The organism is Ulvibacter sp. 2305UL32-6, from assembly GCF_058148545.1.
The window spans coordinates 62,316-87,077 of the sequence record NZ_JBYVKA010000003.1; the positions used below are offsets into that span (position 1 = coordinate 62,316).

Genomic DNA, 24,762 nt, shown 5'->3' on the forward strand with positions numbered 1-24,762 from the left:
GTTGTATTTCTTCGGAAAATTAACGAACTAAAAAATTATACAGATGCAAATAGAAGAATCGCAAACCGCCGTAGAAGCTATCACTGAAAAACTCCTTAATTGGTGGGATTTATTTCTACTTAACCTCCCAAATATCGCTATCGCTATAGCCGTATTATTACTGGCTTACTTTGTTTCAAAATTTGTGTTTCGCGGCGTAATGAAAATCGCTACCAGCGAAACGCGACAGACTTCCGTGACGCGACTTATAGCGCGAACAGCATCGGTAGTGGTTGTGCTTCTAGGTCTCTTCCTTGCGCTCGGCGCCTTAAATCTCGGAAAAACCCTAACTGCCTTGATATCTGCCGCAGGTGTTTCAGGATTGGTTATTGGTTTAGCACTCCAAGGAACATTAAGCAATGTTTTTTCTGGAATTGTACTTTCATTCCGTGAAAACATCCAAGTAGGAAACTGGATCGAAACCAACGGTTTTGCAGGTCATGTAACCGATATCAATCTAAATTATTTTGTACTTCGCGAGGCAGATAATAACAAAGTGATCATTCCGAATAAAACGATCATTGAAAGCCCGATAAAAAATTACGCCTTAACCGAAAAGATGCGCATTGTCATCGCTTGTGGCGTTGGTTATGAAAGCGATCTCGAAGCAGTAGAAAAATTAACCAAAGAAACTATCAAAAACACCTTCTCAAATATTGAAAAAACCGACGATGTAGAATTTTTCTATCAAGAATTTGGCGATAGCTCAATTAATTTTATATGCCGTTATTGGGTAGAAAGCACAAGCGCTATTGAACGTCATCGTGCGCTTAGCAAAGGAATGATAGCCATTAAAAAAGCATTTGACCAAGAAGGTGTTAACATTCCGTTCCCTATTAGAACGTTGCAATTTGACAACGAGTTACAAATGGCAAAGGAAGCATAAGACGCTTTATAAGGCTTGAATTATTGTGTGACGGTAAAGGAAATTCGAATATTCCTAACATCGGTATTTGGTCCAGAGCCGTCAGATCCTCGCGAAGTGGTGAGTTCTATAAAATCAGTTCCGGTGTATCCTATTTCAGGCTTGTATCGATAGATACGCTGCCCAGAATTCATGTCCGTATCTATTTGGCTCAATTCAAAATGTTCCGCTTGCGTTCTAATTCCTGCTCCCTCCTCATCACCGAAACTCCCTAAATCGTAAGTAAAAATTTCAGTATTTGATAAAACGACCTCTTTTCGAACAATTAGGGCTCGAGCCTCGTTTGTTTCCGTAGTGCAGGACAAACAGAATAAAAAAAACGCGGCAACAACTACCGCATAATTAAGCTGTTTTTTTATAAATGTTTTTAATGATACCATGCTACTACTCCAGTGTTTAAAAAATAGGAAATAACCACTACTCAAATATATTAATTTTTAGACATGCAAAGTGTGTACTCAAAGAAACCTCATAAAAAAAGTCCTAACCGCAAGGAAAGGACTTTCTAACATTTTGTTGGCCCAATAGGTCTCGAACCTATACTCTTCTGTACCAAAAACAGACGTGTTGCCAATTACACCATGGGCCAATGCAATAATGAGGCGCAAATTTAAAATAAAGTTTCTTCTGCGCAAACATTTTTCAGTAAAATATCTCGAAAATAGAACAAAAACTGAGTTTCATTTCAAAAAATAGGACTAGTACTTAAATTCCACCCCTCCAATCTTTGAAATATATCCTACTTCAGTTACGTTAGTATTTTTTTATAAGACCACTAGACATATTATTAGTATTTTCGCCACTATAAAATGACACACTATATGGGTTCCTTTAACTTTACCAAATGGAATAATATTTTAGGATGGTTTGTATTTGCCGTTGCCTTGATCACCTATTGGCTTACTGTTGAGCCAACAGCCAGTTTCTGGGATGCAGGAGAATACATCACCACAGCAAGTAATTTAGAAGTAGGTCACCCGCCGGGAGCCCCGCTGTATCAATTGTTAGGAGCGTTTTTCTCCATTTTTGCAATGGAACCTTCCAACATTGCTCTTACCATCAACTTGATGTCGGTCTTTGCGAGTGCATTTACCATTCTTTTTATGTTTTGGTCGCTTACTATTTTACTTCGGAATGTCGTTTCAAAAAAAGAAGAACTAAACAAATACAACGCGATAGCTATTCTTGGAAGCGCAGCCGTAGGATCACTTGCATTCACCTTTACCGATAGTTTTTGGTATAGTGCCGTAGAAGCCGAAGTATACGCAGCCTCCTCGTGTATGATGTCGGTTTTATTTTATTCTGCCTTACGCTGGGAGCGAGAAATGAATACCCCTCGCGGAAATCGCTGGGTCGTTTTAATTGCCTTTCTAATTGGACTTTCTTTTGGGGTTCACTTTATGGGTCTTTTGACCATCCCTGCAATGGGCTTCCTCTACTTCTTTAAAAACTATAAAACAGTAACCCTCAAAAATTTTCTAGTCGCCAATGTTGTAGTCGTTGCCGTCCTGCTCGTCATCTTTAAATTACTACTTCCATGGACCATGAAGTTCTTTAGTGCTTCGGAATTGTTCTTCATTAATACCATAGGATTACCGTTTAATTCGGGCTCCATCATTGCCGGAATACTGTTTATTGCATTGTTCTACTTCGGACTCAACTATACACGTAAAAAAGGTTTTGTAAATTTTAATACCTTAATTCTAGGTGTCCTCTTTATTTTTATTGGTTTTTCAAGTTGGCTCATGCTTCCCGTTCGTGCCAATGCAGGTACCGTGATCAACGAAAACAACCCCAATAATGCAAGAGAACTTCTCGCTTATTACAACCGTGAGCAATACCCGGAAACGCATCTTTTTCACGGGCCACTGTTTACAGAGATCTATGCCGGACTCGATGAAGACAATCCGTATCGCGACGAAAAACCTAAATACGAAAAAGACGAAGCGACAAAAAAGTACGTGATCGTAAACGACTATAAAAATGCGCTTCAAAATACAGATGATGATCATAAAGCATTTCTTCCAAGGATGTGGAGTATTGAAAACAGCGTAAATTATCTCGACTTTACTAGTGGTTTAGACTTTGCTATAAAACGAGAGTATCGTGGTGAACAACGCCTTGTTGATGAAGTTTCAAAATTTAAAGAAGCCTACGCCAATGGTCTCGTTGACGGAGATGATTATCATAAATTTTTACAGCGTTTTGGTCCGTTTTTAGATATCGAAAAGCCCAGCTTTATGCAAAATATGGAGTTTATGTTCGAATATCAGTTTGGATATATGTACTGGCGCTATTTTATGTGGAATTTCACTGGAAGACAAGACGATATTCAAGGCCAATATACAGACCTCCACGGAAACTGGCTCAGTGGGATCAAATTTATAGATGAATTACGTCTAGGATCACAAGATAATCTTCCCAGCGATGCTGTCAATAATAAAGCCAGAAACACCTATTTCTTTCTACCGCTTATTCTAGGAATTTTAGGAATAGTCTTCCACTTTAAAAACGACCATAAGAACTTCTGGGTATTATTAATCTTTTTCCTATTTACAGGAATTGCTCTTAAAATTTACCTGAACGAGCGACCTTTTGAACCTCGAGAACGAGATTATGCTTTAGTAGGATCATTCTACGTTTTTGCTATGTGGATCGGGTTTGGTGTTTATGCCCTATACGAGATCCTCAAAGAATATGTTAAACCAAAAATAGCAATCCCTATAGTACTCACAGCGACTTTGCTCGCTGCTCCCGTGCTCCTCGCTACCCAAAATTGGGATGATCACGATCGTTCAGGTCGTTATACAGCCAATTCAATGGGTAAGATGTATCTCGATTCGGTAGATGAAAACGGAATCCTCTTTACCATTGGTGATAACGACACCTTTGCGCTGTGGTACGCGCAAGGAATCGAGGAATATCGCCAAGATGTGCGCATTGTAAATACCAGCCTTTTTGCAACCGATTGGTATATAGATGACATGAAGAAAAAGGCGTATACAAGTGACCCTATTCCTTCACAACTCACTCATGATAAATATAAGTGGGGAACACGCGACTTTATTGCTTTTCAGAAAACCAAAAAAGACACAATTGACATCAAAACCTGGATGAATTTTGTCGCCAATGACAGTCCGGCGACAAAAGTGGAGCTAGGAAGTGGTAAACTGGCCAATAGTTTTCCATCTAAGATCATCCGAATTCCTGTAGATAAAGAAGCAGTGCTTCGTAACGGTATTGTACGGCAAGAAGACGCAGATAAAATTGTTCCTTATATCGACATCGAATTAGACGGCGACTTTATTTATAAAAATAGACTGCTCATGCTTGATATTATTGCAAATAACAACTGGGAACGTCCTATCTATTTTAGTGGCGGAAGTTTTGGTGACGACGATTACCTTTGGATGAAAGACTACTTACAGCTCGATGGTGTTGTGTACAAATTAGTACCTATTAGAACTCCAGTTAATCCAAGGAACCCATTTGATATGGGGCGTGTTGATACCGAAAAAATGTACAGCATCGTAAAGAATTGGGATTGGGGCAATAGCGGTAGTCCTGATATCTATCACGATGTGGAAACACGAAGAAACGGTATCACATACAGAAGCAATCTCGCTCGTCTTGCCGAAAATCTAATCAATGATGGCGACAAAAAACGAGCAGAGGAAATTCTTGACCTAGCTATGGAAAAAATGCCTGTAGAATACTTTGAGTATTACTCGCTCTTGGATGCGTATGTTTTAGGTTATTACGAAGTTGACAAACCAGAAAAAGCCCGTGAAGTGTATAAAGCGGTCTCTAAAAAATATCAAGAGAAGTTGGTTTACTTCAGTGGATTAAAACTGAAACGACAATACACCATGCCCGATGAGATCATTAGTGCCATGGAATATTATCGAAACCTAGTGGATATTGTGGTTATGAAAGATGACGAAGAATTTGCTCGTGCAGAAGCCGCCAAATTCAATGATTACCTAAAATTGTTCCGTCATTTTTATTCTGAAGAAGAAAATATGGAGTTAGATAAAGATATTCAAGAAGAATTGTTGGATCCCAATATCCCTATGGATACGGCGCCTGAGAATATCGAGATGGTTCCCGAATAATAAAATATGTTGAAATCGTATTTGGTCAAAACGCCCAAGCTTGTACGACGGATCTTTCCGAAGCGAGTTTGGGCGTTTCCATCTAAAAAAAAGACGGTTTATTTAACTTTTGATGATGGCCCTATTCCAGAAGTAACTCCTTGGGTCCTATCGCAACTGAAAAAATACAAAGCCCAAGCCACTTTCTTCTGTATTGGCGATAATGTGGGTAAACATCCCGAAATTTTTAAAACGATCATTTCTGAAGGACACACGATAGGAAATCACACCTTTCATCATGTTAATGGTAAAAAAACAGCTTTAGAGAACTATGTGGAAGATGTTATAAAAGCTGAAAAGATGATGACAAGTGTTAGTTCGAAGTTCGAAATTGCTTACCAGACACCAAGCACCAGTAACCAATCACCAGTCGCCAAACTATTCCGACCGCCTTATGGTCGATTAAACGGAAAACAAGCTCAAAGCCTTCGCGATCTAGGATACAACATCATTATGTGGGACGTGCTCAGCGCCGACTTCGATCAGCAAATTTCCGAAGAAAAATGCTTACAAAATGTTTTAAAAAATATACAACCCGGAAGCATTGTGATCTTTCATGACAGCCTAAAGGCCAAAAAAAACCTGAGATATGCGCTTCCGAAAGTATTAGAATATTGTGACAGCCAAAACTGGAAATGCGCCGCCATTGATAATAATTTATTTTAAGATAGGCTTACAAATTACATTTTAGTATTTTTAATAAGTATGAAGAAAATGGATCTTAGAACAGTAGATGTGGTACAATATGTACATCCTTTGCGAGAAGGAGGTTCACTTCCTGCTATTGTAAAAGCAAATGACGGGTATTTATATGTGCTAAAATTTAGAGGAGCCGGACAAGGAAAAAAAGCATTGATCGCCGAATTTATTGGCGGAGAACTTGCAAGAGCCATCGGTTTAAATGTTCCTGAATTGGTCTTTATGAATCTCGATGATTCTTTTAGCAAAACGGAACCCGATGAAGAAATTCAGGACTTGCTTAAATTTAGTGTGGGTTTAAACCTTGGGTTACATTTTTTGTCGGGCGCCATTACCTTTGATCCTTTGGTTTCAACGGTTGATGCTCTAACCGCTTCAAAAGTAGTTGTGCTAGACAGCATTATTAGCAATATTGATCGAACAGCGAAAAATACAAACTTATTACAATGGCATAATGAACTTTGGGTCATCGATAATGGCGCCAGTTTTTATTTTCACCATGATTGGAAAAATTGGAGAAATCATCTAAGTAGAACATTTCCGCTTATAAAAGATCATGTGCTTTTACCGCAAGCGTCCAAATTAGAGGAAGCCGCGGCAGAGATCCAGCACGCCTTAAGTCAGGATACAATTGCTCAGATCATTTCAAAAATTCCAGAAGATTGGTTAGAAAGTGAGTCAGATTCGTTAACTCCAGACGAGATGAGAGCTGCCTATATTGAATTTTTGGATGCAAAACTCGGTATGATTGCATTATTAGTTAAAGAAGCGATAGATGCAAGATAGAGTTACATTTGAGTATGCCATTGTTAGAATTGTTCCAAAAGTGGAACGCGAAGAGTTTTTCAATGTTGGCGTGATCCTTTTTTCCAAACGGAAAAAATTTCTCGATATAAAATATCAAATCAATGCTGAAAAGCTAAAAGCCCTTGCACCCGAGATAGAATTGGACGTATTGAATGATTATTTAAAGGCTTGGAAATTAATTTGCGATGGAGAAGCCGCTGGAGGTCCCATCGGAAAAATGGAACTGCCTGATAGATTTCGATGGCTAACTGCGTGTAGAAGCACGATAATTCAGAGCTCAAAAACACACCCAGGCCTCTGTCTTGACCCAAGTAAAGAGTTAGATGAGATATTCAAAAAGTATGTATTGTAAGTTTACTAGACGTATTCTTTGACTAGCCCTATAAGTGTATTCGCATCTTGCTCACCACTTTGACGCCATTTCATTTCGCCATTTTTGTAGATCATAAGCGTTGGCAATCCCTTTACACGAAGGGCTTCGGCGAGCTCATTGTTCTTTTCGACATCAATTTTTATAACCCTCGCTTTATCGCCTAAAGCAGCCGCCACGTCCCGAAGAACAGGATGCATCCCTTTACAAGCGTCGTCCCATTCAGCGTAAAAGTCTAACAGAACCGGAACGGGTGTTTCAATTAATTCTCCAAATTTTGACATACGTTGTGATGCTTTTCTGAATAATCGTTCTACAAATATAACATTTCCGCTTTAATAATAAGCATTATGCGGTCTTACGCTTCTTTTTGAGCTGAATTACGGTGATTTCAGGCCAAATTCCAACACGTCCGGGATATCCTAAATAACCAAAGCCTCTATTTACGTTAATATATCTTCCAAATTCTTCATAGACGCCAGCCCAATTCTCATAACGATATTTCACTGGGCTCCATTTAAACCAACCCGGAATTTCAATGCCAAACTGCATCCCGTGGGTATGACCACTTAGTGTCAATTGTATATTCCTAGTGTCTTGTTTAACTTGTTCCTGCCAATGCGACGGATCATGACTCATCAATATTTTAAAGTCGGATGCCAGAACTCCCTCACATGCTTTGTCGAGATCCCCTGCTTTTTTAAATCCGCCAGCACCCCAGTTTTCTACACCTATCAATTTCAATTGGCTTTCTCCTCGCTGAAAGGTAGTATGCTCATTGAGTAAAAGATTCCAGCCCATTTCCTTTTGAAGTTCTTTTAAACTATCGAGGTTTTGCTCTTTTTCTACTTCGGAAGACCATTGCACATAATCACCATAATCGTGATTTCCCAGTACCGAAAAAACGCCGTCTGTTGCTTTTAAACTTCCGAAGATATCTTTCCAAGCAGTCATTTCCTCAGCAACATTATTGACCAGATCGCCTGTAAAAAGAATTAAATCACTTGCTTGCTTGTTGACCAGATCTACCGCGTAGCGCACTTTTTTTTCGTTGTCGAAACTGCCACTATGTACGTCACTAATCTGGGTTAAGGTATAGCCATCAAATTCTTCTGGAAGATCGTCAAACTCGAGGGCATATTTTAGCACTTTATAGTTGTATTTACCCTCGATCATTCCGTAGATCAAGGATGCAAAAGGAATTGCAGCCACTCCAAGGGCAACGGCACTAACAAATTTACGCCGTGAAGGCATATAAAAACTTTCACTTCCATTACCTATTTTTAAAAAAATAGCTACAATAAAGCGAACAACATCTTCCCCGAACATAAAAATCACTGCCAAGAGTTTAGGAACAAAAAACGCAATAAAGATCCCAAAAACATACATTCCCAAAGGTGTCATCATTCGGCTACCACCCGACTGTGTAATCTGGTATATGAGCAACCCAAGAACCAACAACGAGCTTATCAAATAAGCCCCGTGAAGCCACGTGTTTTTAGACAATGTTTTAAATGCCTGAAAGGCATAAATATCGATTAAAATATAAATTACTATAAAAATAATCCAACGGATCATGAGCAGTTTTTTTCAGAATCCATAAAGATAGGCTCCTTTTAAAATGTTGTTCCTATTCTTCACTTTTTTTTAACTGTTTTTGTATCTTTTGAGCTGCTAATAACCTCGAATGAAACAAATCTCAACGCTTCTTTGCTTATTGCTTCTTCTAACTGCCTGTAATAATCAGGAGTACGATCCTTCAGAAAAAAACAATTCCTCAAAAACCAGCTATGTCAACACCTTTATTGGTACAGGTGGCCACGGACATACCTATCCTGGAGCAACCATGCCATTTGGCATGATGCAATTGAGCCCAGATACACGTCTTGAAGGCTGGGACGGCTGTAGCGGCTATCATTATAGTGATTCGTATATCTATGGCTTTTCGCATACTCACCTCAGTGGCACCGGTGTTAGTGATTACGGTGATATATTGTTGATGCCCACCAATAAAATTAACTTCAACAATGGCGCTGATGGTAAAAAAGGCTATCGTGCCCACTTTTCGCATGAGAATGAAAGCGCAAGTCCGGGGTACTATCAGGTAAAATTAGACAGCACAAATATTGAAGTCGAGCTTACCGTCACCCCTCGCGCGGGAATGCATAAATATGTTTTCCCTTCTTCGGAAGATCAAGTCGTTATTTTAGATCTCGATCATCGTGATTATGTACTCGGAACATCCTGGTCTGAAGTTTCCACTACCGAAATAGAAGGCAAACGTTTCTCAAAGGCTTGGGCAGAAAAGCAGATGCTTTTTTATAACCTTAAAACTTCACACCCCTTTGAAATAAGAAGCTCAGACGCTGTTGGACGAAATGCTATTGCCCTTGTTCTTGATAACCCAAATAACGAACCCGTTTATATTTCCGTAGGAATCTCAGCGGTAGACGAAGTTGGCGCAAGGAACAATCGCGAAGCCGAAATTGGCTCGAAGACCTTTGCGGAGGTTAGACGCGAAGCAGATCAAGCTTGGGAGCAGCAACTGCGTAAAATTGATATTGAATCTCCAAACGACGACTATAAAACAAACTTCTATTCGGCACTATATCACACCATGATCGCTCCCAACCTATATCAGGATGTCGATGGGCGCTACCGTGGGATGGATCTTAAAATTCATCAAACAACCAATTTCAATTACTACACCGTCTTCTCGCTATGGGACACCTATCGCGCGGCGCATCCGCTCTACACCATTATTGAACAGCAACGTACCAACGACTTTATCAATACTTTTTTAGCTAAATATGATGAAGGTGGCATTATGCCAATTTGGGATCTTTCAGCAAATTACACAGGCTGTATGATTGGCTATCACGGCGTTCCGGTAATTGCAGATGCTTATCTAAAAGGTATTAATGGTTATGATGCCGAAAAGGCGTTTGCGGCTATGAAACATAGTGCAATGCAAGACAAACTGGGTCTCGAAGCGTATAAATCGATAGGTTTTGTTCCCGTGGAAGAAGAAAGTGAATCGGTCTCTAAAACCTTAGAATACGCCTACGACGATTGGACCATGGCTGCGATGGCAAAAAAGATGGGCAAAACTGCCGATTACAAATTGTTTTCAGAACGCGCCCAATATTATAAAAATGTGTTCGATCCAGAGACGGGTTTTATGCGAGGTCGGTTCAACAATACATGGTTTGCTCCTTTTGATCCGTATGAGGTGAATTTTAATTATACAGAGGCGAACGCATGGCAGTATAGCTTATACGTTCCACAAGATATCACCGGACTCACTAAAATTATGGGGGGAAAACAAAAACTTGAAGAACATCTGGACAGATTGTTTTCGGCAAAGACCGAAACCTCGGGACGAGACCAATCGGATATCACAGGTTTAATTGGTCAATATGCCCACGGAAATGAACCGAGTCATCATATGGCTTATCTGTATAATTTTGTCAATAAACCTGCTAAAACGCAAGCGCTAATTCGGCAAATATTAACCGAATTATACACCAACGAACCCGATGGAGTTTCTGGAAATGAAGACTGCGGACAAATGAGTGCGTGGTATGTGTTTAGCTCGCTTGGCTTCTATCCCGTTACGCCTGGAACCAATCAATACATTATTGGGAGTCCGTTGTTTCCATCGGCTACCATCAATTTGGAAAATGGCAAAAAATTTACGGTTGAAGCAAAAGCTATTTCCGAAGCAAACAAATATATTTCTGAAGCTTTTCTGAATGGAAAGGCGCTTAACCGAACTTACCTTACACACGAAGAGATCATGGCCGGCGGAACACTTACTTTTTCGATGACAGCTACACCTTCTTCTTGGGGGACCGAAGCAGGCTTTGAACCCAAAACCGAAATTAAAGAGCATCAAATTTTGCCACCGCCCTTCCTCGCTACAGGGGAAGCCGCTTTTAAAGAACAAACCGAAGTGGTTCTGGGTATAGTAACTTCGGAGGCTGATATTTTTTACAGTGTAAATAACGCTCCATTTAAATTGTATAGCGAGCCTTTTATCATTTCCGAAGCAACCACACTAAAAACCTACGCAGCGGACGGATATGGTCGCGAAAGTAAAATCCTCAGTACAAAATTTTTTAAGATCGATCCAAATTTGAGCATCACCTTAGCTACGGAATATGCCAATCAGTATAACGCGGGAGGGAATGATGCACTTATTGATGGGATTCGCGGTGCAAAAGACTTTAGAACGGGTGCCTGGCAAGGGTATTTTGGTGAAGATCTAGTGGCGATCGTCGATTTGGGAAGCGAAAAACCTGTAGATGAAATTAAAATCAACTTTTTACAAGATCAAGGCAGTTGGATCTTTTTTCCTTCGGAAGTAGACGCTTTTATTTCTAATTCCAAAGATTTTAAAAACTCCTTAGCCACTGTAAAAATGGATAACAGTCAGCCGTCCGAAGAAGCAGAGATAAAAACCATACAATTTGACGGAAAAGGAAAACGCGCACGCTATGTAAAAATAGTCGCTAAAAATTTTGGCTCCTTACCCAATTGGCATTTGGGTTATCCCGATGGCGTTGCTTGGATCTTTGCCGATGAAATAACGATCAAATAAAGGAATTATAGCTATGAAACGTAGAAAATTTATTCAGAGTGCCTCTTTAACAGGCTTAGGCGTTGTTACGGCAGCCTCCGTTATAGGATGTGACGAACCTAAAACCAAAACCGAAACAACACCTTTGACTGTAGCTGCTAAAGGCGCTAAACCCGTCGTTATAGCCACTTGGAATGTAAAAGAAGCTACATCTAAAGCCTGGGAAACCCTAGTTCAGGGAGGTTCGGTTTTAGACGCCATTGAAAAAGGCTGTAATGTGGAAGAGGCCAATGCTGAAGGTCAATCGGTTGGAATAGGTGGTCTTCCAGACCGCGACGGAAATGTAACACTAGACGCATGTATTATGAATCCCGCCGGCGATTATGGAGCGGTGGTCTGTATGCAAAACATTATGCATCCTATTTCGGTGGCCCGAAAAGTGATGGAAAAAACGCCTCATGTTATTTTAGCTGGGCAAGGTGCCGAAAAATACGCGCTTTCCGAAGGGTTTAAAAAAGAAAATCTTCTTACCGAAGCATCTAAAAAAGCTTGGGAAGAGTGGAAAAAGACCTCAAAATACCAACCCATTATAAATATTGAAAATCACGATACCATTGGAATGTTGGCAATGGACAAAAACGGTGATATTGCAGGTGGATGTACTACCAGCGGACTCGCATATAAAATGGCAGGACGAGTGGGTGATTCACCTATTATTGGCTCGGGCTTATTTATTGACAACGAAATTGGTGGAGCTACTGCTACAGGTTTGGGAGAGGAAGTTTTGAAAACCGTAGGAAGCTTTCTAATAGTAGAATTGATGCGTCAAGGAAGATCACCTCAGCAAGCTTGCGAAGAAGCCATTGGTAGAATTATTAAAAAAAGTCCGGATTTTAAAAATTTTCAGGTAGGATATATCGCTTTAAATAAAGCAGGTGAAACTGGCTATTACAGTATTCATGACGGTTTTAGTGTCACGAAATACCAAGATGATAAAAACGATACTAGTACTTCAGATTTTTATAATAAAGTCTAATAAAATTATATGAATACATCCAAAAACTATCGTTCTGCCTTTATTATTGTCACCGTTCTTTTCTTTTTGTGGGGTTTTATCACAGTACTTGTAGACAGCCTGATACCAAGGCTTAAAGATGTATTTGAACTTTCATACTTTCAAGCGGGACTCGTTCAGTTTGCCTTTTTTGGGGCTTACTTTTTACTTTCGGTTCCAGCCGGATGGTTACTGTCGAAGATCGGTTATCAACGCGGAGTTATTCTCGCTTTAGCAACCATGGCATTAGGTTGCATTTTATTTTCTCCTGCGGCTTCTGAACGTAGTTTTGGTCTATTTTTATTAGGCTATTTTACCTTAGCAGCCGGAATTACCATTCTACAAGTCGCAGCTAATCCTTATGTAGCAGTACTTGGAAGCGAAGATGGAGCCTCGAGTAGATTAAATTTGTCACAAGCATTTAATTCCTTGGGAACGGCGATCGCCCCAATTGTTGGCGCTTTCTTTTTATTGAGTGATACTATTATGTCTTCGGAAAAGATTGCATCGCTTTCGGAAGCGGACCAAAAAACCTACTATATAAATGAAGCTAGTGCCGTACAGACCCCCTTTTTTGTATTAGCAGTCTGTATTGCCTTGTTGGCAGTTCTTTTTATTTTTATTAGGCTTCCGAAGATACTTCAAAAGAGTCCGAAAGGAGGTTATATTAGTTTATTAAAAAACAAGTATGTCCTTATGGGTGTCTTTGGAATCTTCCTATATGTGGGTGCGGAAGTGGCCATAGGAAGCTATTTGGTGAATTACTTTGCCGACATGAATCTTGCGCCTATAATCGCTGGAAACACAACGATGATGAACATCGCAAATGGAATTGCGACCTTGTTCAACAAAACATTTGATGGAAGAGATCCAAAAGCATTGCTTGGAGTATTCGTGATCTTTTATTGGAGCGGCGCCATGATAGGCCGTTTTGTTGGCGCGTATCTTACCCGTATTATGCGTCCTGGCAAGGTATTAGCCATCTTTGCCTTTTTAGCTATTAGCATGATATTGATTTCAATAAACACGACGGGCCTGGTTGCCATGTGGTCAATTTTGGCGGTTGGATTATTTAACTCCATCATGTTTCCAACCATATTTTCACTTACCATAGAAGGTTTAGGCGACTTGAAACCTCAAGCATCTGGGCTTTTGTGTATGGCAATTTTTGGAGGCGCAATTATTCCGCCTCTCTATGGCTTATGTACCGATTTAGTTGGTTTTAAATGGGCACTCGTGTTAGTTGTTGCCTGCTATGGGTATATCTTATTTTTCGGCTATCAAAAGCAAAAAAACACCCAACTAGTCAACGACTTGTAATAAAAACTGCTGTATTTGTAAATTTTTAAGAGATACTCCACATATTTTTTATAGTTTTGCTAGACATAAGTAGGTTGATACATTAGTGTATCGATCAAATTTGGGGCGAAAAGTCACCACTCTCGTGGTGGCTTTTCTATTTTATAGCTACCAAGACCACAACACATATTTACCGAAGCCATATTTATAGATCGATGCTGTTATTTGTCCTGTTATGCGAGGTACAGAGTTAGTGTGGTATTTTCAGAATAGAAACCAATAAAAGAAGCCGCTCAAATAAAGCGGCTTCTTTTATTGCTTTTATCTACAGGAAATATTATTGCGAAAATATCTTTTCGCCACTAGCCTCTTGAGCTTTAAATTTCTGCACCAGATCAAGGGCATCAGGAATTACATCGCTACACAAAATAATAAGTGATCCTTTTATCGCATTATTTACTGCATGCGTTATGGCTTCCTTTTCAGAAGGAATAATGGTCGTCTTTTTATTTGGGTTTTTCGATTTGATTCCGTCATTGAGCATTTTGATAAGCTCTTCTTCTGTTTTTCCGCGTAATCGCTTATCCTGACGAATAATAATTTCATCAAACATTTCCGCGGCAATCGAACCCATTTCGTTATTATCTTCTATACGTCTATCGCCAATTCCTGCTATAATTCCCACTTTTAGAGTGCATTCTAGCTTATTTGTAAATTGCTGTAGCGCTCTCATTCCTGCTGGATTATGAGCATAATCGAGTAGAATCGTAAAATTTTCGAACTCAAATAAATTTAATCTTCCTGGCGTTTGTGATGCCGAAGGAATAAAGGTCTCTAGACCAGCTTTCATATCTTCAATACTAATACCTCTTACATTGGCCGCTAAGATGGCTGCCAATACATTCTGGATCATAAACTCTGCCTTTCCTCCATAGGTTAGTGGAATATTTTCGGCTCTCATGATGCGCATTTTCCAGGCACCTCTACAAATAGTTACATAGCCGTTTTCATAAACTGCCGTTATTCCGCCTTTACGCTGTAGCGCTTGAATTCTCGGGTTATTTTCATCCATCGAGAACAATGCGAGATTACAGTTGATTCCTCTGCGCATGTCATAAACGAGGTCATCATCAGCGTTTAATATAGCATAGCCATCGGGCAAAACTGTTTCTGGAACTACGCCTTTTACTTTGGCTAATTGCTCCACGGTATGAATTCCCTTTAAGCCTAAATGATCTGCGGCAACATTTGTAACAACCGCCACATCACAATTTCCAAAACCAAGTCCGGCACGTAACATTCCTCCGCGGGCGCATTCCAATACAGCAAAATTTACCGTTGGATCTTTTAACACAAATTCGGCACTCGTTGGCCCAGTGCAATCACCTGTCATTAGCAAACGGTTTTGAATATATACACCATCACTAGTGGTATAACCTACTCTATATCCTCGCATCTTGGCTATATGTGCAATAAGCCTACTTGTTGTGGTTTTACCATTGGTTCCTGTAATTGCAACAATAGGAATACGTCCTGTATCGCCTTTCTGCGGAAATAACTTATCCACTACTGGCGCTGCAACATTTCTTGGTAAGCCAGTAGTTGGCGCTAAGTGCATTCGAAACCCTGGACCCGCATTTACCTCCAAAACGGCACCGCCAGTTTCAGAGAGTGGCTTTGTAATATCGCTGGTCATAATATCAATTCCGCAGATATCGAGATCGATGATCTTGGAAATACGCTCCGCCATAGAAACATTGGCAGGATGAACAATATCTGTAACGTCTTCTGCCGTTCCACCCGTACTTAGATTTGCGGTATCCTTTAAAATAAGGCGCTCGCCTTCCTTTAAAATGGAGTCTTCTGTATAACCTGCATCTTTGATAATGGTTTGCGTAAGACTATTCATGGTGATCATGGTAAGAACGTTTTCATGCCCATAGCCACGTCGTGGATCACTATTTACAATATCAACTAATTCTTTGATCGTTGATTTCCCATCACCTATAACATGGGCAGGCGTACGTATGGCAGCCGCTACCAATATATTATTAATTACTAAAAGCCTATAATCTTCGCCCGTTACAAATTTTTCTACGATCACCCTTCTAGAAACCTCTTTGGCCGCGTGAAATGCAACTACGGCATCTTCATAATTCTGAATATCAACTGTAATTCCGCGTCCGTGATTCCCATCGATAGGCTTGATCACCAAAGGATAGCCAATATAGCGGCATGCGTCTTCTAAACTACTTTCCCGGGAAATAATGTCACCTCTCGGCACCTCAACTTCCGCTTGTTCTAATAAAAATTTAGTGTCTTCTTTATCACAGGCGATCTCAACGCCAATACTGCTTGTTTCTGAAGTAACGGTAGCTTGAATCCGTTTTTGATTTGCGCCATATCCCAACTGAACCAACGAATATTTATTTAAGCGAATCCACGGAATTCCTCGACTTGCAGCTTCTTCCACGATAGAACCGGTACTGGGTCCTAAGCGTTCGCTTTCTCGCAATTCACGCATTTTTTGGATATCTTCATCCATATCGTATTGCTCTGATGCAATTAGCGCCTCACAAATTCGAACCGCCGCTTCAGCAGCATAACGTCCTACGCTTTCCTCTACATATGAAAAGACAACATTATAGACCCCTTCTTCTCCATACCCACGAGTTCTTCCGAAGCCCGTATCCATACCTGCCAATGTTTGAATTTCCAACGCGATATGCTCAATAATATGCCCCATCCATGTTCCTTCTTCCACCCGTTGAAAAAAGCCTCCCGGCTCACCTACAGAACATCGATGTGAATACATAGTTGGAAACAAAGCTTGCAATCGTTCATTAAACCCTGGAATCTTGTCTGAAGGATACTGTTCCATTTCCTCCAGATCTAGCACCATAACAATAAGCTTGTGACGGCGCACAGACCAGTAATTTGGACCGCGCATAGCATTGATTTCTCGTATTTTCATATAGTTGATTTTATTCGTTAGTGTAGGTCAAAGATTATAAATATATAATTTTTTTAGGAACAAAAGCCGTATTTTTGCCAGCAATAAACTGAAAACCCCATGACTGCAAAAGGAACCTTAATTCCCATTGGTGGAAATGAAGATAAAGGCATTGAAATCAGCGAAATTTACCACTTAGAATATATTCAAGATGGTATCTTATCACGTGTTGTTCGCGAAAGCGGAGGCGTAGATGCTTGTATAATCATTATCCCAACAGCTTCCAGTATTCCTGTGGAAGTTGGTGAGAATTATATGACAGCCTTCGGTAAGCTTGGATGCACTGATTTGCACGTGATGGATATTCGCGAACGCAAACAATCTGAAGACCCTGCTAATATTGCCTTGATCAAAAAAGCAGATTGTGTTATGTTTTCGGGCGGAAATCAGTCAAAAATCACACGAAAAATTGGCGGAACTACCATTCACCAAATTCTTAGCGAGCGTTTTCAAAAAGAAAGAATTGTCATCGCTGGTACAAGTGCTGGAGCCATGTGTATGTCGAGAGAGATGATCACTGGAGGAAGTAGTCAAGAATCTTTTCTGAAAGGTGCTGTTGGTATGGGCGACGGGATGTCTTTTGTTCCTAAACTAATTATAGACTCACACTTTATTCGTCGCGGACGTTTTGGTCGTTTGGCCGAAGCTGTAGCACGCTTTCCTGAACTTATTGGGATTGGTCTTGCCGAAGATACCGGACTTATCATCAAAAAGAATTCTTTTGAGGTTATAGGCTCAGGAATGGTCATTGTCTTTGATGCCCGAAAAGCGCGTCATAATAATCACCAAACCTTGGCTGAAGGAACGCCTATGTCATTAACCAATCTAAAAACACATATTTTGGCACATGGCGATCGTTTCAATATTAAAAAGAAAAAAGTAAAAGTGTCTCACTTACATATTTCTGTAACGAACCCAGATTTTGTAGCCTAGTCAAGCGCTATTCTTTATAAATACTTAAACCACTTTCACCGCTCGATTTCTTAAACGCGCGATACATGCCTTCGGTATTAAAGGGCATGCTAATATTACCTTTTGCGTCTACAGCTATGAGTCCGCCGTCTCCACCCAATTCTAAGATTCTTTGCTGAATTACTTCGGAAGCAGCCTCGTCTAATGAAAGCCCTTTGAATTCCATCAAGCAAGACACATCATAGGCTACGACACCACGAATAAAATATTCGCCACTTCCCGTACAACTCACCGCACATGTTTTATTATTCGCGTAATTTCCAGCACCTATCATCGGACTATCACCTACCCGACCCCATTTTTTGTTTGTCATTCCTCCTGTTGAGGTAGCTGCCGCAATATTACCCTGTGAATCGCAAGCCACAGCACCTACGGTACCAAACTTACCGTCCTTCTTTACACTGTGATCAAGCTGAAAATTATCACTGTCTTTTATGCCCTGCCATTGCTGGTAACGCACCTCATCATAAAAATAGTCTGGTTCTTCCAATTGATATCCTTGCTCTTCGGCAAAACGCATGGCGCCCTCGCCAGCTAAAAAAACATGATAACTTTTATCCATCACATCACGTGCCAAAGCAATCGGATTCTTAATTCCTGTAACCAACGAAACAGCACCTGCCTTTCGGGTTTTTCCATCCATGATGGCGGCATCCATTTCGTGGGTGCCTTCCGCCGTAAACACCGCGCCTTTTCCAGCATTGAATAAAGGAGAATCTTCTAAGTGCATTACGGCCTTCTCAACAGCATCCATTGCGGTGCCATCATTTTGTAAAACGGCATATCCAGCATCCAAAGCGTTTTGCAAGGCTTCTTTGTATTGCATTTCCAATTCCGAAGTCATTAATCCTTTTACCAATGTTCCTGCGCCTCCGTGAACAGCAATAGAGAAGTTGTTTTTCATAATCAATTTATTTGCTTCAAAAATAGGTATTGCAGCAGACTTTTCATTTTGTTTTTCTGAAATATCTAATTAAAAAACTAGTGTGAACTTTATTCTTTCTTCTTTTCTCTTTTTTCTATTTTTACGGAAAAGCAACCGACCATGCCAGACCAAAAAAAACGCCTATTCCTTGTTGACGCCTACGCGCTGATCTTTAGAGGGTATTATGCACTAATTAAAAATCCACGAATTAACAGTAAAGGCATGGACACTTCGGCCATTATGGGCTTTATGAATTCCTTTCTTGATGTTATTAAGCGTGAGCGTCCAGATCACTTAGCAGTATGTTTTGACAAAGGCGGAAGTGAGGCGCGCAACGAAATGTTTGAAGATTATAAAGCGAACAGAGACGAAACACCGGATGGAATTCGAATTGCAATACCCTACATCTGTCAGATCCTGGAAGCCATGCATATTCCTATCATGGTTAAAGAAGGTTTTGAGGCAGATGATGTAATTGGCACCCTTGCTAAAAAAGCCGAAAAGGAAGGCTACCAAACCTTTATGGTAACGCCCGACAAAGATTTTGCGCAGCTAGTTTCAGAAAATATCTTTATGTACCGCCCCGTTTTTGGCGGAGGTTACGAAACTTGGGGAATTCCGGAGGTGCAGAAAAAGTTTGAAGTTGAGAGTCCGTTGCAGGTAATCGACTACCTAGGAATGATGGGCGATGCCAGTGACAACATCCCAGGCCTCCCAGGCGTTGGTGATAAAACGGCAAAAAAGTTTATTAACCAATTTGGTTCTATGGAAGGACTTTTAGCAAACACAGACCAGCTAAAAGGTAAGATGAAAGAAAAAGTGGAAGCCAATGGCGAACTCGGTTTGCTTTCTAAAAAGCTAGCAACCATCATGCTTGACGTGCCGGTTGAATTTAATGAAAAGGATTTTGAGATGTCCGAACCAGACGTTTCTGCGGTAACTGAAATTTTTGAAGAACTAGAGTTTCGTCGTCTTACCGACAACTTTGTCAAGGCATTTTCGGTAGAGGCTATGGCTTCTAAGGGAACGTCGCATCAAACCAAAGAACAGGCAACCGAAAAACAAGTTGAAACCAAAACTCAAAAAAGTGCTAATGCCGGTCAAGGCCAGTTTTCACTTTTTGGCGGGGATGATGAGCCTTCGGCCGCTGCCGAAGTTTTTAGCAGCCGACAAACCATTAAAGATACCGAGCATTTCTATCAAACCATTCAACCCGGAATGGGAACAACACTCTTTCTTCAGAATTTAATGAAGCAAAGCAGTGTGTGTTTTGACACTGAAACAACGGGTTTAGATCCATTGACTGCCGAGCTCGTTGGTATCGCCTTTTCATGGGAAGCCGGCAAAGGATTTTATATTCCATTTCCGAAGGAAAAAGAGGAAGCACAACAACTCATTGAAGAACTTCGGCCGTTTTTTGAAAGCGAAACCATCGAAAAGATCGGTCAGAATTTAAAATACGATATTAAAGTACTTCGGAAGTACGCTATAACGGTTAAAGGTAAATTGTTTGACACCATGCTCGCGCATTACCTCATCAATCCAGATATGCGTCATAATATGGACGTACTCGCCGAAACCTATTTGAATTATACGCCCGTTTCCATCACCGAATTAATTGGTAAAAAAGGAAAAAACCAACTTTCAATGCGGGACGTGCCTCTTGAACAACAAACCGAATATGCCGTAGAAGATGCCGACATAACGCTACAATTAAAACAACACTTTGCAACCGAATTAGAAGACGCCAATACTCAAAAACTCTTTAATGAGATCGAAGTTCCCTTGCTCCGCGTTTTAGCCGATATGGAACTTGAAGGCATTAACCTAGACGTAAATTTCTTACACTCCCTTTCTTCCGATTTAGATCGTGATATTCTGGAGTTGGAAAAACGTATTTATGAAGAGGCTGGCGAAACCTTTAATATTGCCTCGCCTAAGCAGTTAGGTGAGATTCTCTTCGGAAAACTTAACCTAATTGACAAACCGAAAAAAACTAAAACCGGACAATATTCAACCGCTGAAGATGTACTCTCATATCTCGCAAAAGATCACCCAATAATACGGGATGTGCTTGACTATCGAGGGCTCGCAAAACTAAAGAGCACCTATGTAGATGCGCTTCCGGAACAGGTTGAACCTACTACCGGACGCGTGCATACCGATTATATGCAAACGGTGGCTGCTACCGGTCGTTTAAGCAGTAACAATCCTAATTTACAGAATATCCCAATTCGTACCGAGCGAGGTCGTCAAGTGCGTAAAGCCTTCGTTCCGCGCGATAAAGACCACGTATTACTTGCTGCCGATTATTCACAAATTGAACTCCGTATCATCGCTGCTTTGAGCGAAGAGGAAACCATGATCCAAGCCTTTAAAAACGGTGAAGACATTCATGCTTCAACTGCCGCAAAAGTATTTAATGTGCCGCTAGAAGAAGTCACTCGGGAACAACGTAGCAATGCAAAGACCGTTAACTTCGGAATTATTTATGGTGTTTCAGCTTTCGGGTTAAGTAATCAAACCGATCTTTCACGAAGCGAATCAAAAGAGTTAATAGACACCTATTACAAAACCTATCCAAAGCTTCGGAATTATATGAGCGAGTTGGTCGATTTTGCTCGTGACAATGGTTACGTGCAGACCGTTTTAGGAAGAAGACGTTATTTAAAAGACATCAATTCGCGTAATGCCGTAGTTCGCGGTGCGGCCGAACGAAATGCCGTTAACGCACCTATTCAGGGGAGTGCTGCCGATATCATCAAAATCGCAATGATCCATATTTACAAGAAACTTTCCGAAGGAAACTTTAAAAGTAAAATGTTACTGCAGGTACACGATGAACTGGTATTTGATGTCTATAAACCAGAATTGGAAACCCTCAAAACGCTTATTAAAACTGAGATGGAAAGCGCCTATGATCTAAAAGTTCCTTTAGATGTTGAAATTGGCGTTGGTGAAAACTGGCTGGAAGCACATTAATAGCGATACGCTTCATAGATCACAAGAACAGCATCGGTTGCATTAGAAACCCTCAAGGTAAATCCTGTATCGTTAAAGCTATCAACATAAGCATTGGTTAACCCAAGGCTATCACCATTGTTATTTGCATAACGCAAACCAATACAATGTGAAGGAGAAGCATAAAGCGAAATATCGTTTATGGAAGCTCCTGAACCTCCATTAAATATTACTTGCTGCGAAATTGTAGTTCCATTATAATGAGCATAGCCTTTCATAGAACCAAAAATATTTTCTTTGGTATTATTATTATTTGAGCCACTACTGTTATCATCATTTAAAGTGTAAGCATCAACATTGGCGTAGGCAGTAAATACAATACGCGCAGGCTTAAATGGAAGATCAATATCAATATCTCCCGTTGTACTAATAATTTGTTTCCCAACCCAAACTGAAGGAGTATTATCAACCAACTTAGACCATGTAGACCCGTTCCAGAAATAAAACCCGGCATCGGGCAATCCTGCCGATCCGGTATGATAAATCATCGTGCTTTCAATAAGATTTGGGGCATTCGGACTTGTAACTGTAATCATGTCTTTTTCAGAGTCAAGTGATACTCGCGGTATGAGTATGCCGTTGTTACTTGAACTCACATCTAAAGCGGCCTGTGGAGCAGTTGTTGAAATACCAACTTGTGCTTGTAGACTCGTGGTGATAAAAAACAATACAATTAATTTTAGATAAGTAGGCATAAATAATTTTATTTGACTGCAAAGATATATTGTTTAAGGAATTTTCCTGCAAATTAAACACCAGCAGCCCTTTACTTTCGATGAATAACAAATACATTTCGACGAATGACAAATCTTAGTGTTTATATCAAGGTCTAATACTAGGTCTTCCCTAAAATTTGTTACCGAAATATTCCAAAACTGGAAGTCAAAAGGTTTATAACCATAATAAAAGCGGAAATGTAGAAAGTATATTTACTAACTTTAACCTTAGAAGTAGCTACAAGTGTTTGTCAACACCAAAAAAATCGATTGATCCGTGTTATTGACAATTAATAGCGTAGCATAAACAGAACCTATGAAAAAATTATACTTTGTTTTATTAATAACCATTGTTTCCTCTCTATTTCCCAATACGCTTTACGCTCAATGTGACGACGTAACGGTAGACAGCCTTACAAATCCAGGGCCATATACAGTAGAAACACTAACTGAAGCAGACGGAATACGCAATGGCCCAGACTATGCTGGAGCCACAATCTATTACCCCACTAATGCCGATCCGCCATTTGCGAGCATCGCCATCGTTCCCGGCTTTACCGCAGCTCCTTCAAGTGTGGAGGATTGGGGGCCCTTCTATGCCTCACACGGTATTGTGACCATTATTATTGGCACTAATTCGCCATTCGATTTTCCAGAGGCGCGCGCAAACGCCCTTTTAGATGCCTTAGAAACTATGCGACAAGAAAACGCAAGAGTATCCTCTCCTCTTGAAGGAAACTTAGATATCGACAAATTTGCCGTTAGCGGCTGGTCTATGGGTGGCGGTGGCGCACAACGTGCCGCTGTACTTGACAACACCATCAAAGGAGTAGTTGCCTTATGTCCGTACCTTCTAAATCCACAATTAGATCATGACAGTCCGGTGCTTATTTTTAGTGGCCAAAATGACCCAACAGCGCCTCCTGCACAACATGCTAACATTCATTATAACGTAACTCCTGAAGCTACCAACAAATTACTTTTTGAAGTATCCAACGGTAACCACTCGGTGGCAAATACACCCGACGGAGGTAACGGCTCCGTTGGACAAATAGCACTCTCTTGGGTTAAATTGTACGTAGAAGAAAACGATTGCTATTGTCCGTTGCTCAATGACGAATTATTAGTCAATCCGCCAGCAGCCTCAAAAGTGGAATCTAGCTTTGAGTGTGAATTGTTGGCTGTTTCAGAAATTCAAAGAGCAATAGGTTTCTATCCTAATCCAACTCAAGGCCTGATTCAAATCGTCATAGATCGCGATGTCCCTTACGAAGTCTATACAACCATGGGGCAACGTTTGTTACAAGGTGTTTTAACGGGAGAGGACAAACAAATTGACCTATCATCACTTCCTGCAGCTATGTATTATATACGCATGGAAAACGAAGTTTTAAAAATTATAAAAAACTAAGTCATTACTATAAGATCTTTTTAGATGGCAAGCCCACGCCTTAGGCGTGGGCGGGCTTTCGGCTATATCTTTTGTTTGTCAACTTGAGCGCAGTTGAAAGGTCATGGTCTTATGACAAACAAAAGGATGCCGCCTTAATCCCTCTTGCGACCCGTCTTAACTCGAATTGAAGCAAACAAAAAAACCCGAAAGATCGCTCTTTCGGGTTTTTTAAATAAATCGTTTTAAGATTACTGCTTCTCGTAGACGATCGTAAGATCCTCGATAACATATGCAGTACCATCGCCTTCAACAACCTCTAGATCATATCCGTTAGGAATTACAAATGTGATCTCGTCACCATCTTTGGTTCCAGAAAAGCTAGCACCGTCTGAAGTTACTGTAACAGAATTACCACTTTGAACCCACGTCATTACGCTAGAGTCATTTTCTTGTACACAGTCAATTGTATACTCGTAGTCGTCTGTAGAACCAGCAACGATCTCTAATGTAATGTCCAAATAAGAAGTTGAATTAATCGCTCCTGTACCATCTGCGTTAAATACAAATGTTTCGTTTTGGTAACAACCTGTTTCTGTAATCAAATTGTTTGAGGAATCACCATCCATGTCTAGATCTACAGCAGTTTCACCACTAAAGACAGTCATTTTCCAGGTTCCTTCAACAGCAACATTCGAACTTTTGTTGTCATCATCACCCGAACAAGAGATCAATACCAACGCAATAGCCAAAAGGCTCAATACTTTTTTCATAGTTTCTTTTTTTAATTTAAGTC

18 protein-coding genes and 1 tRNA gene are annotated in these 24,762 nt (G+C 40.4%); 11 read left to right on the forward strand and 8 right to left on the reverse strand.

The features are described from left to right. The first annotated feature begins 43 nt into the window (after positions 1–43). On the forward strand, positions 44–925 hold the full coding sequence (locus ACY2RU_RS10105; RefSeq protein ID WP_490138336.1) for a mechanosensitive ion channel family protein: 882 nt from the start codon (positions 44–46) through the stop codon (positions 923–925). Positions 926–945: 20 nt separating this feature from the next. Here ACY2RU_RS10105 and ACY2RU_RS10110 read toward each other — a convergent pair whose 3' ends face one another. Next, positions 946–1,344 carry a hypothetical protein gene (locus ACY2RU_RS10110; protein WP_490138337.1) on the reverse strand — a complete coding sequence of 133 codons (399 nt, stop codon included), beginning with the start codon at positions 1,342–1,344 and terminating at the stop codon, positions 946–948. A 136-nt stretch (positions 1,345–1,480) separates the two neighbouring features. After that, positions 1,481–1,553, reverse strand: a tRNA-Gln gene (locus ACY2RU_RS10115). 232 nt (positions 1,554–1,785) lie between these two features. Between ACY2RU_RS10115 and ACY2RU_RS10120 the strand changes: the two genes are divergently transcribed. From ACY2RU_RS10120 to ACY2RU_RS10135, 4 genes are read left to right on the forward strand one after another with little or no spacing between them, the layout of a single operon-like run. Then, positions 1,786–5,079, forward strand: coding sequence for a glycosyltransferase family 117 protein (locus ACY2RU_RS10120; protein WP_490138338.1), 3,294 nt, complete (start codon positions 1,786–1,788; stop codon positions 5,077–5,079). A gap of 6 nt (positions 5,080–5,085) precedes the next feature. After that, the gene (locus ACY2RU_RS10125; protein ID WP_490138339.1) at positions 5,086–5,784 is read left to right on the forward strand and encodes a polysaccharide deacetylase family protein; all 699 of its coding nucleotides are present in this window, start codon (positions 5,086–5,088) and stop codon (positions 5,782–5,784) included. Between the two features lie 39 nt (positions 5,785–5,823). After that, entirely contained in the window at positions 5,824–6,603 is a 780-nt protein-coding gene (locus ACY2RU_RS10130) for a HipA family kinase (protein WP_490138340.1), read from the forward strand. Beyond that, a complete protein-coding gene (locus tag ACY2RU_RS10135; RefSeq protein WP_490138341.1) occupies positions 6,593–6,976 on the forward strand; it encodes a DUF3037 domain-containing protein in 384 nt (127 codons plus the stop codon). The genes ACY2RU_RS10130 and ACY2RU_RS10135 overlap by 11 nt, the downstream gene beginning before the upstream one ends. A 5-nt stretch (positions 6,977–6,981) precedes the next feature. On the opposite strand, the gene ACY2RU_RS10140 is transcribed toward ACY2RU_RS10135, so the two are convergent. Both ACY2RU_RS10140 and ACY2RU_RS10145 read right to left on the reverse strand, forming a co-directional pair. Continuing rightward, positions 6,982–7,278: a thioredoxin family protein gene (locus tag ACY2RU_RS10140; protein ID WP_490138342.1), complete on the reverse strand. Its 297-nt coding sequence runs from the start codon at positions 7,276–7,278 to the stop codon at positions 6,982–6,984. A gap of 64 nt (positions 7,279–7,342) precedes the next feature. Continuing rightward, positions 7,343–8,572: a metallophosphoesterase gene (locus tag ACY2RU_RS10145; protein WP_490138343.1), complete on the reverse strand. Its 1,230-nt coding sequence runs from the start codon at positions 8,570–8,572 to the stop codon at positions 7,343–7,345. Positions 8,573–8,681: 109 nt separating this feature from the next. Here ACY2RU_RS10145 and ACY2RU_RS10150 point away from each other — a divergent pair, with 109 nt between their 5' ends. The 3 genes from ACY2RU_RS10150 to ACY2RU_RS10160 are packed head-to-tail and all read left to right on the forward strand — an operon-like array spanning position 8,682 to position 13,950. Next, on the forward strand, positions 8,682–11,597 hold the full coding sequence (locus ACY2RU_RS10150) for a GH92 family glycosyl hydrolase (protein WP_490138344.1): 2,916 nt from the start codon (positions 8,682–8,684) through the stop codon (positions 11,595–11,597). 13 nt (positions 11,598–11,610) lie between these two features. Then, on the forward strand, positions 11,611–12,612 hold the full coding sequence (locus ACY2RU_RS10155; RefSeq protein WP_490138345.1) for a glycosylasparaginase: 1,002 nt from the start codon (positions 11,611–11,613) through the stop codon (positions 12,610–12,612). A 9-nt stretch (positions 12,613–12,621) separates the two neighbouring features. Next, positions 12,622–13,950 carry a sugar MFS transporter gene (locus ACY2RU_RS10160; RefSeq protein WP_490138346.1) on the forward strand — a complete coding sequence of 443 codons (1,329 nt, stop codon included), beginning with the start codon at positions 12,622–12,624 and terminating at the stop codon, positions 13,948–13,950. Positions 13,951–14,266: 316 nt separating this feature from the next. On the opposite strand, the gene cphA is transcribed toward ACY2RU_RS10160, so the two are convergent. Continuing rightward, entirely contained in the window at positions 14,267–16,903 is a 2,637-nt protein-coding gene (gene cphA, locus ACY2RU_RS10165; protein WP_490138347.1) for a cyanophycin synthetase, read from the reverse strand. A 99-nt stretch (positions 16,904–17,002) separates the two neighbouring features. On the opposite strand from cphA, the gene ACY2RU_RS10170 reads away from it, so the two are divergent. Next, positions 17,003–17,875 carry a cyanophycinase gene (locus ACY2RU_RS10170; protein WP_490138348.1) on the forward strand — a complete coding sequence of 291 codons (873 nt, stop codon included), beginning with the start codon at positions 17,003–17,005 and terminating at the stop codon, positions 17,873–17,875. A gap of 7 nt (positions 17,876–17,882) precedes the next feature. Here the strand turns inward: ACY2RU_RS10170 and ACY2RU_RS10175 are convergent, their stop codons facing one another. Then, entirely contained in the window at positions 17,883–18,818 is a 936-nt protein-coding gene (locus ACY2RU_RS10175) for an isoaspartyl peptidase/L-asparaginase family protein (RefSeq protein ID WP_490138349.1), read from the reverse strand. Between the two features lie 141 nt (positions 18,819–18,959). On the opposite strand from ACY2RU_RS10175, the gene polA reads away from it, so the two are divergent. Further along, on the forward strand, positions 18,960–21,821 hold the full coding sequence (gene polA, locus ACY2RU_RS10180; protein ID WP_490138350.1) for a DNA polymerase I: 2,862 nt from the start codon (positions 18,960–18,962) through the stop codon (positions 21,819–21,821). Here polA and ACY2RU_RS10185 read toward each other — a convergent pair. Then, a complete protein-coding gene (locus ACY2RU_RS10185) occupies positions 21,818–22,555 on the reverse strand; it encodes a phage tail-like protein (protein WP_490138351.1) in 738 nt (245 codons plus the stop codon). The genes polA and ACY2RU_RS10185 overlap by 4 nt on opposite strands. 337 nt (positions 22,556–22,892) lie before the next feature. Between ACY2RU_RS10185 and ACY2RU_RS10190 the strand changes: the two genes are divergently transcribed. Further along, positions 22,893–23,987: a poly(ethylene terephthalate) hydrolase family protein gene (locus ACY2RU_RS10190; protein WP_490138352.1), complete on the forward strand. Its 1,095-nt coding sequence runs from the start codon at positions 22,893–22,895 to the stop codon at positions 23,985–23,987. A 230-nt stretch (positions 23,988–24,217) separates the two neighbouring features. Here the strand turns inward: ACY2RU_RS10190 and ACY2RU_RS10195 are convergent, their stop codons facing one another. After that, entirely contained in the window at positions 24,218–24,739 is a 522-nt protein-coding gene (locus ACY2RU_RS10195) for a hypothetical protein (protein WP_490138353.1), read from the reverse strand. Between the last annotated feature and the right edge of the window lie 23 nt (positions 24,740–24,762).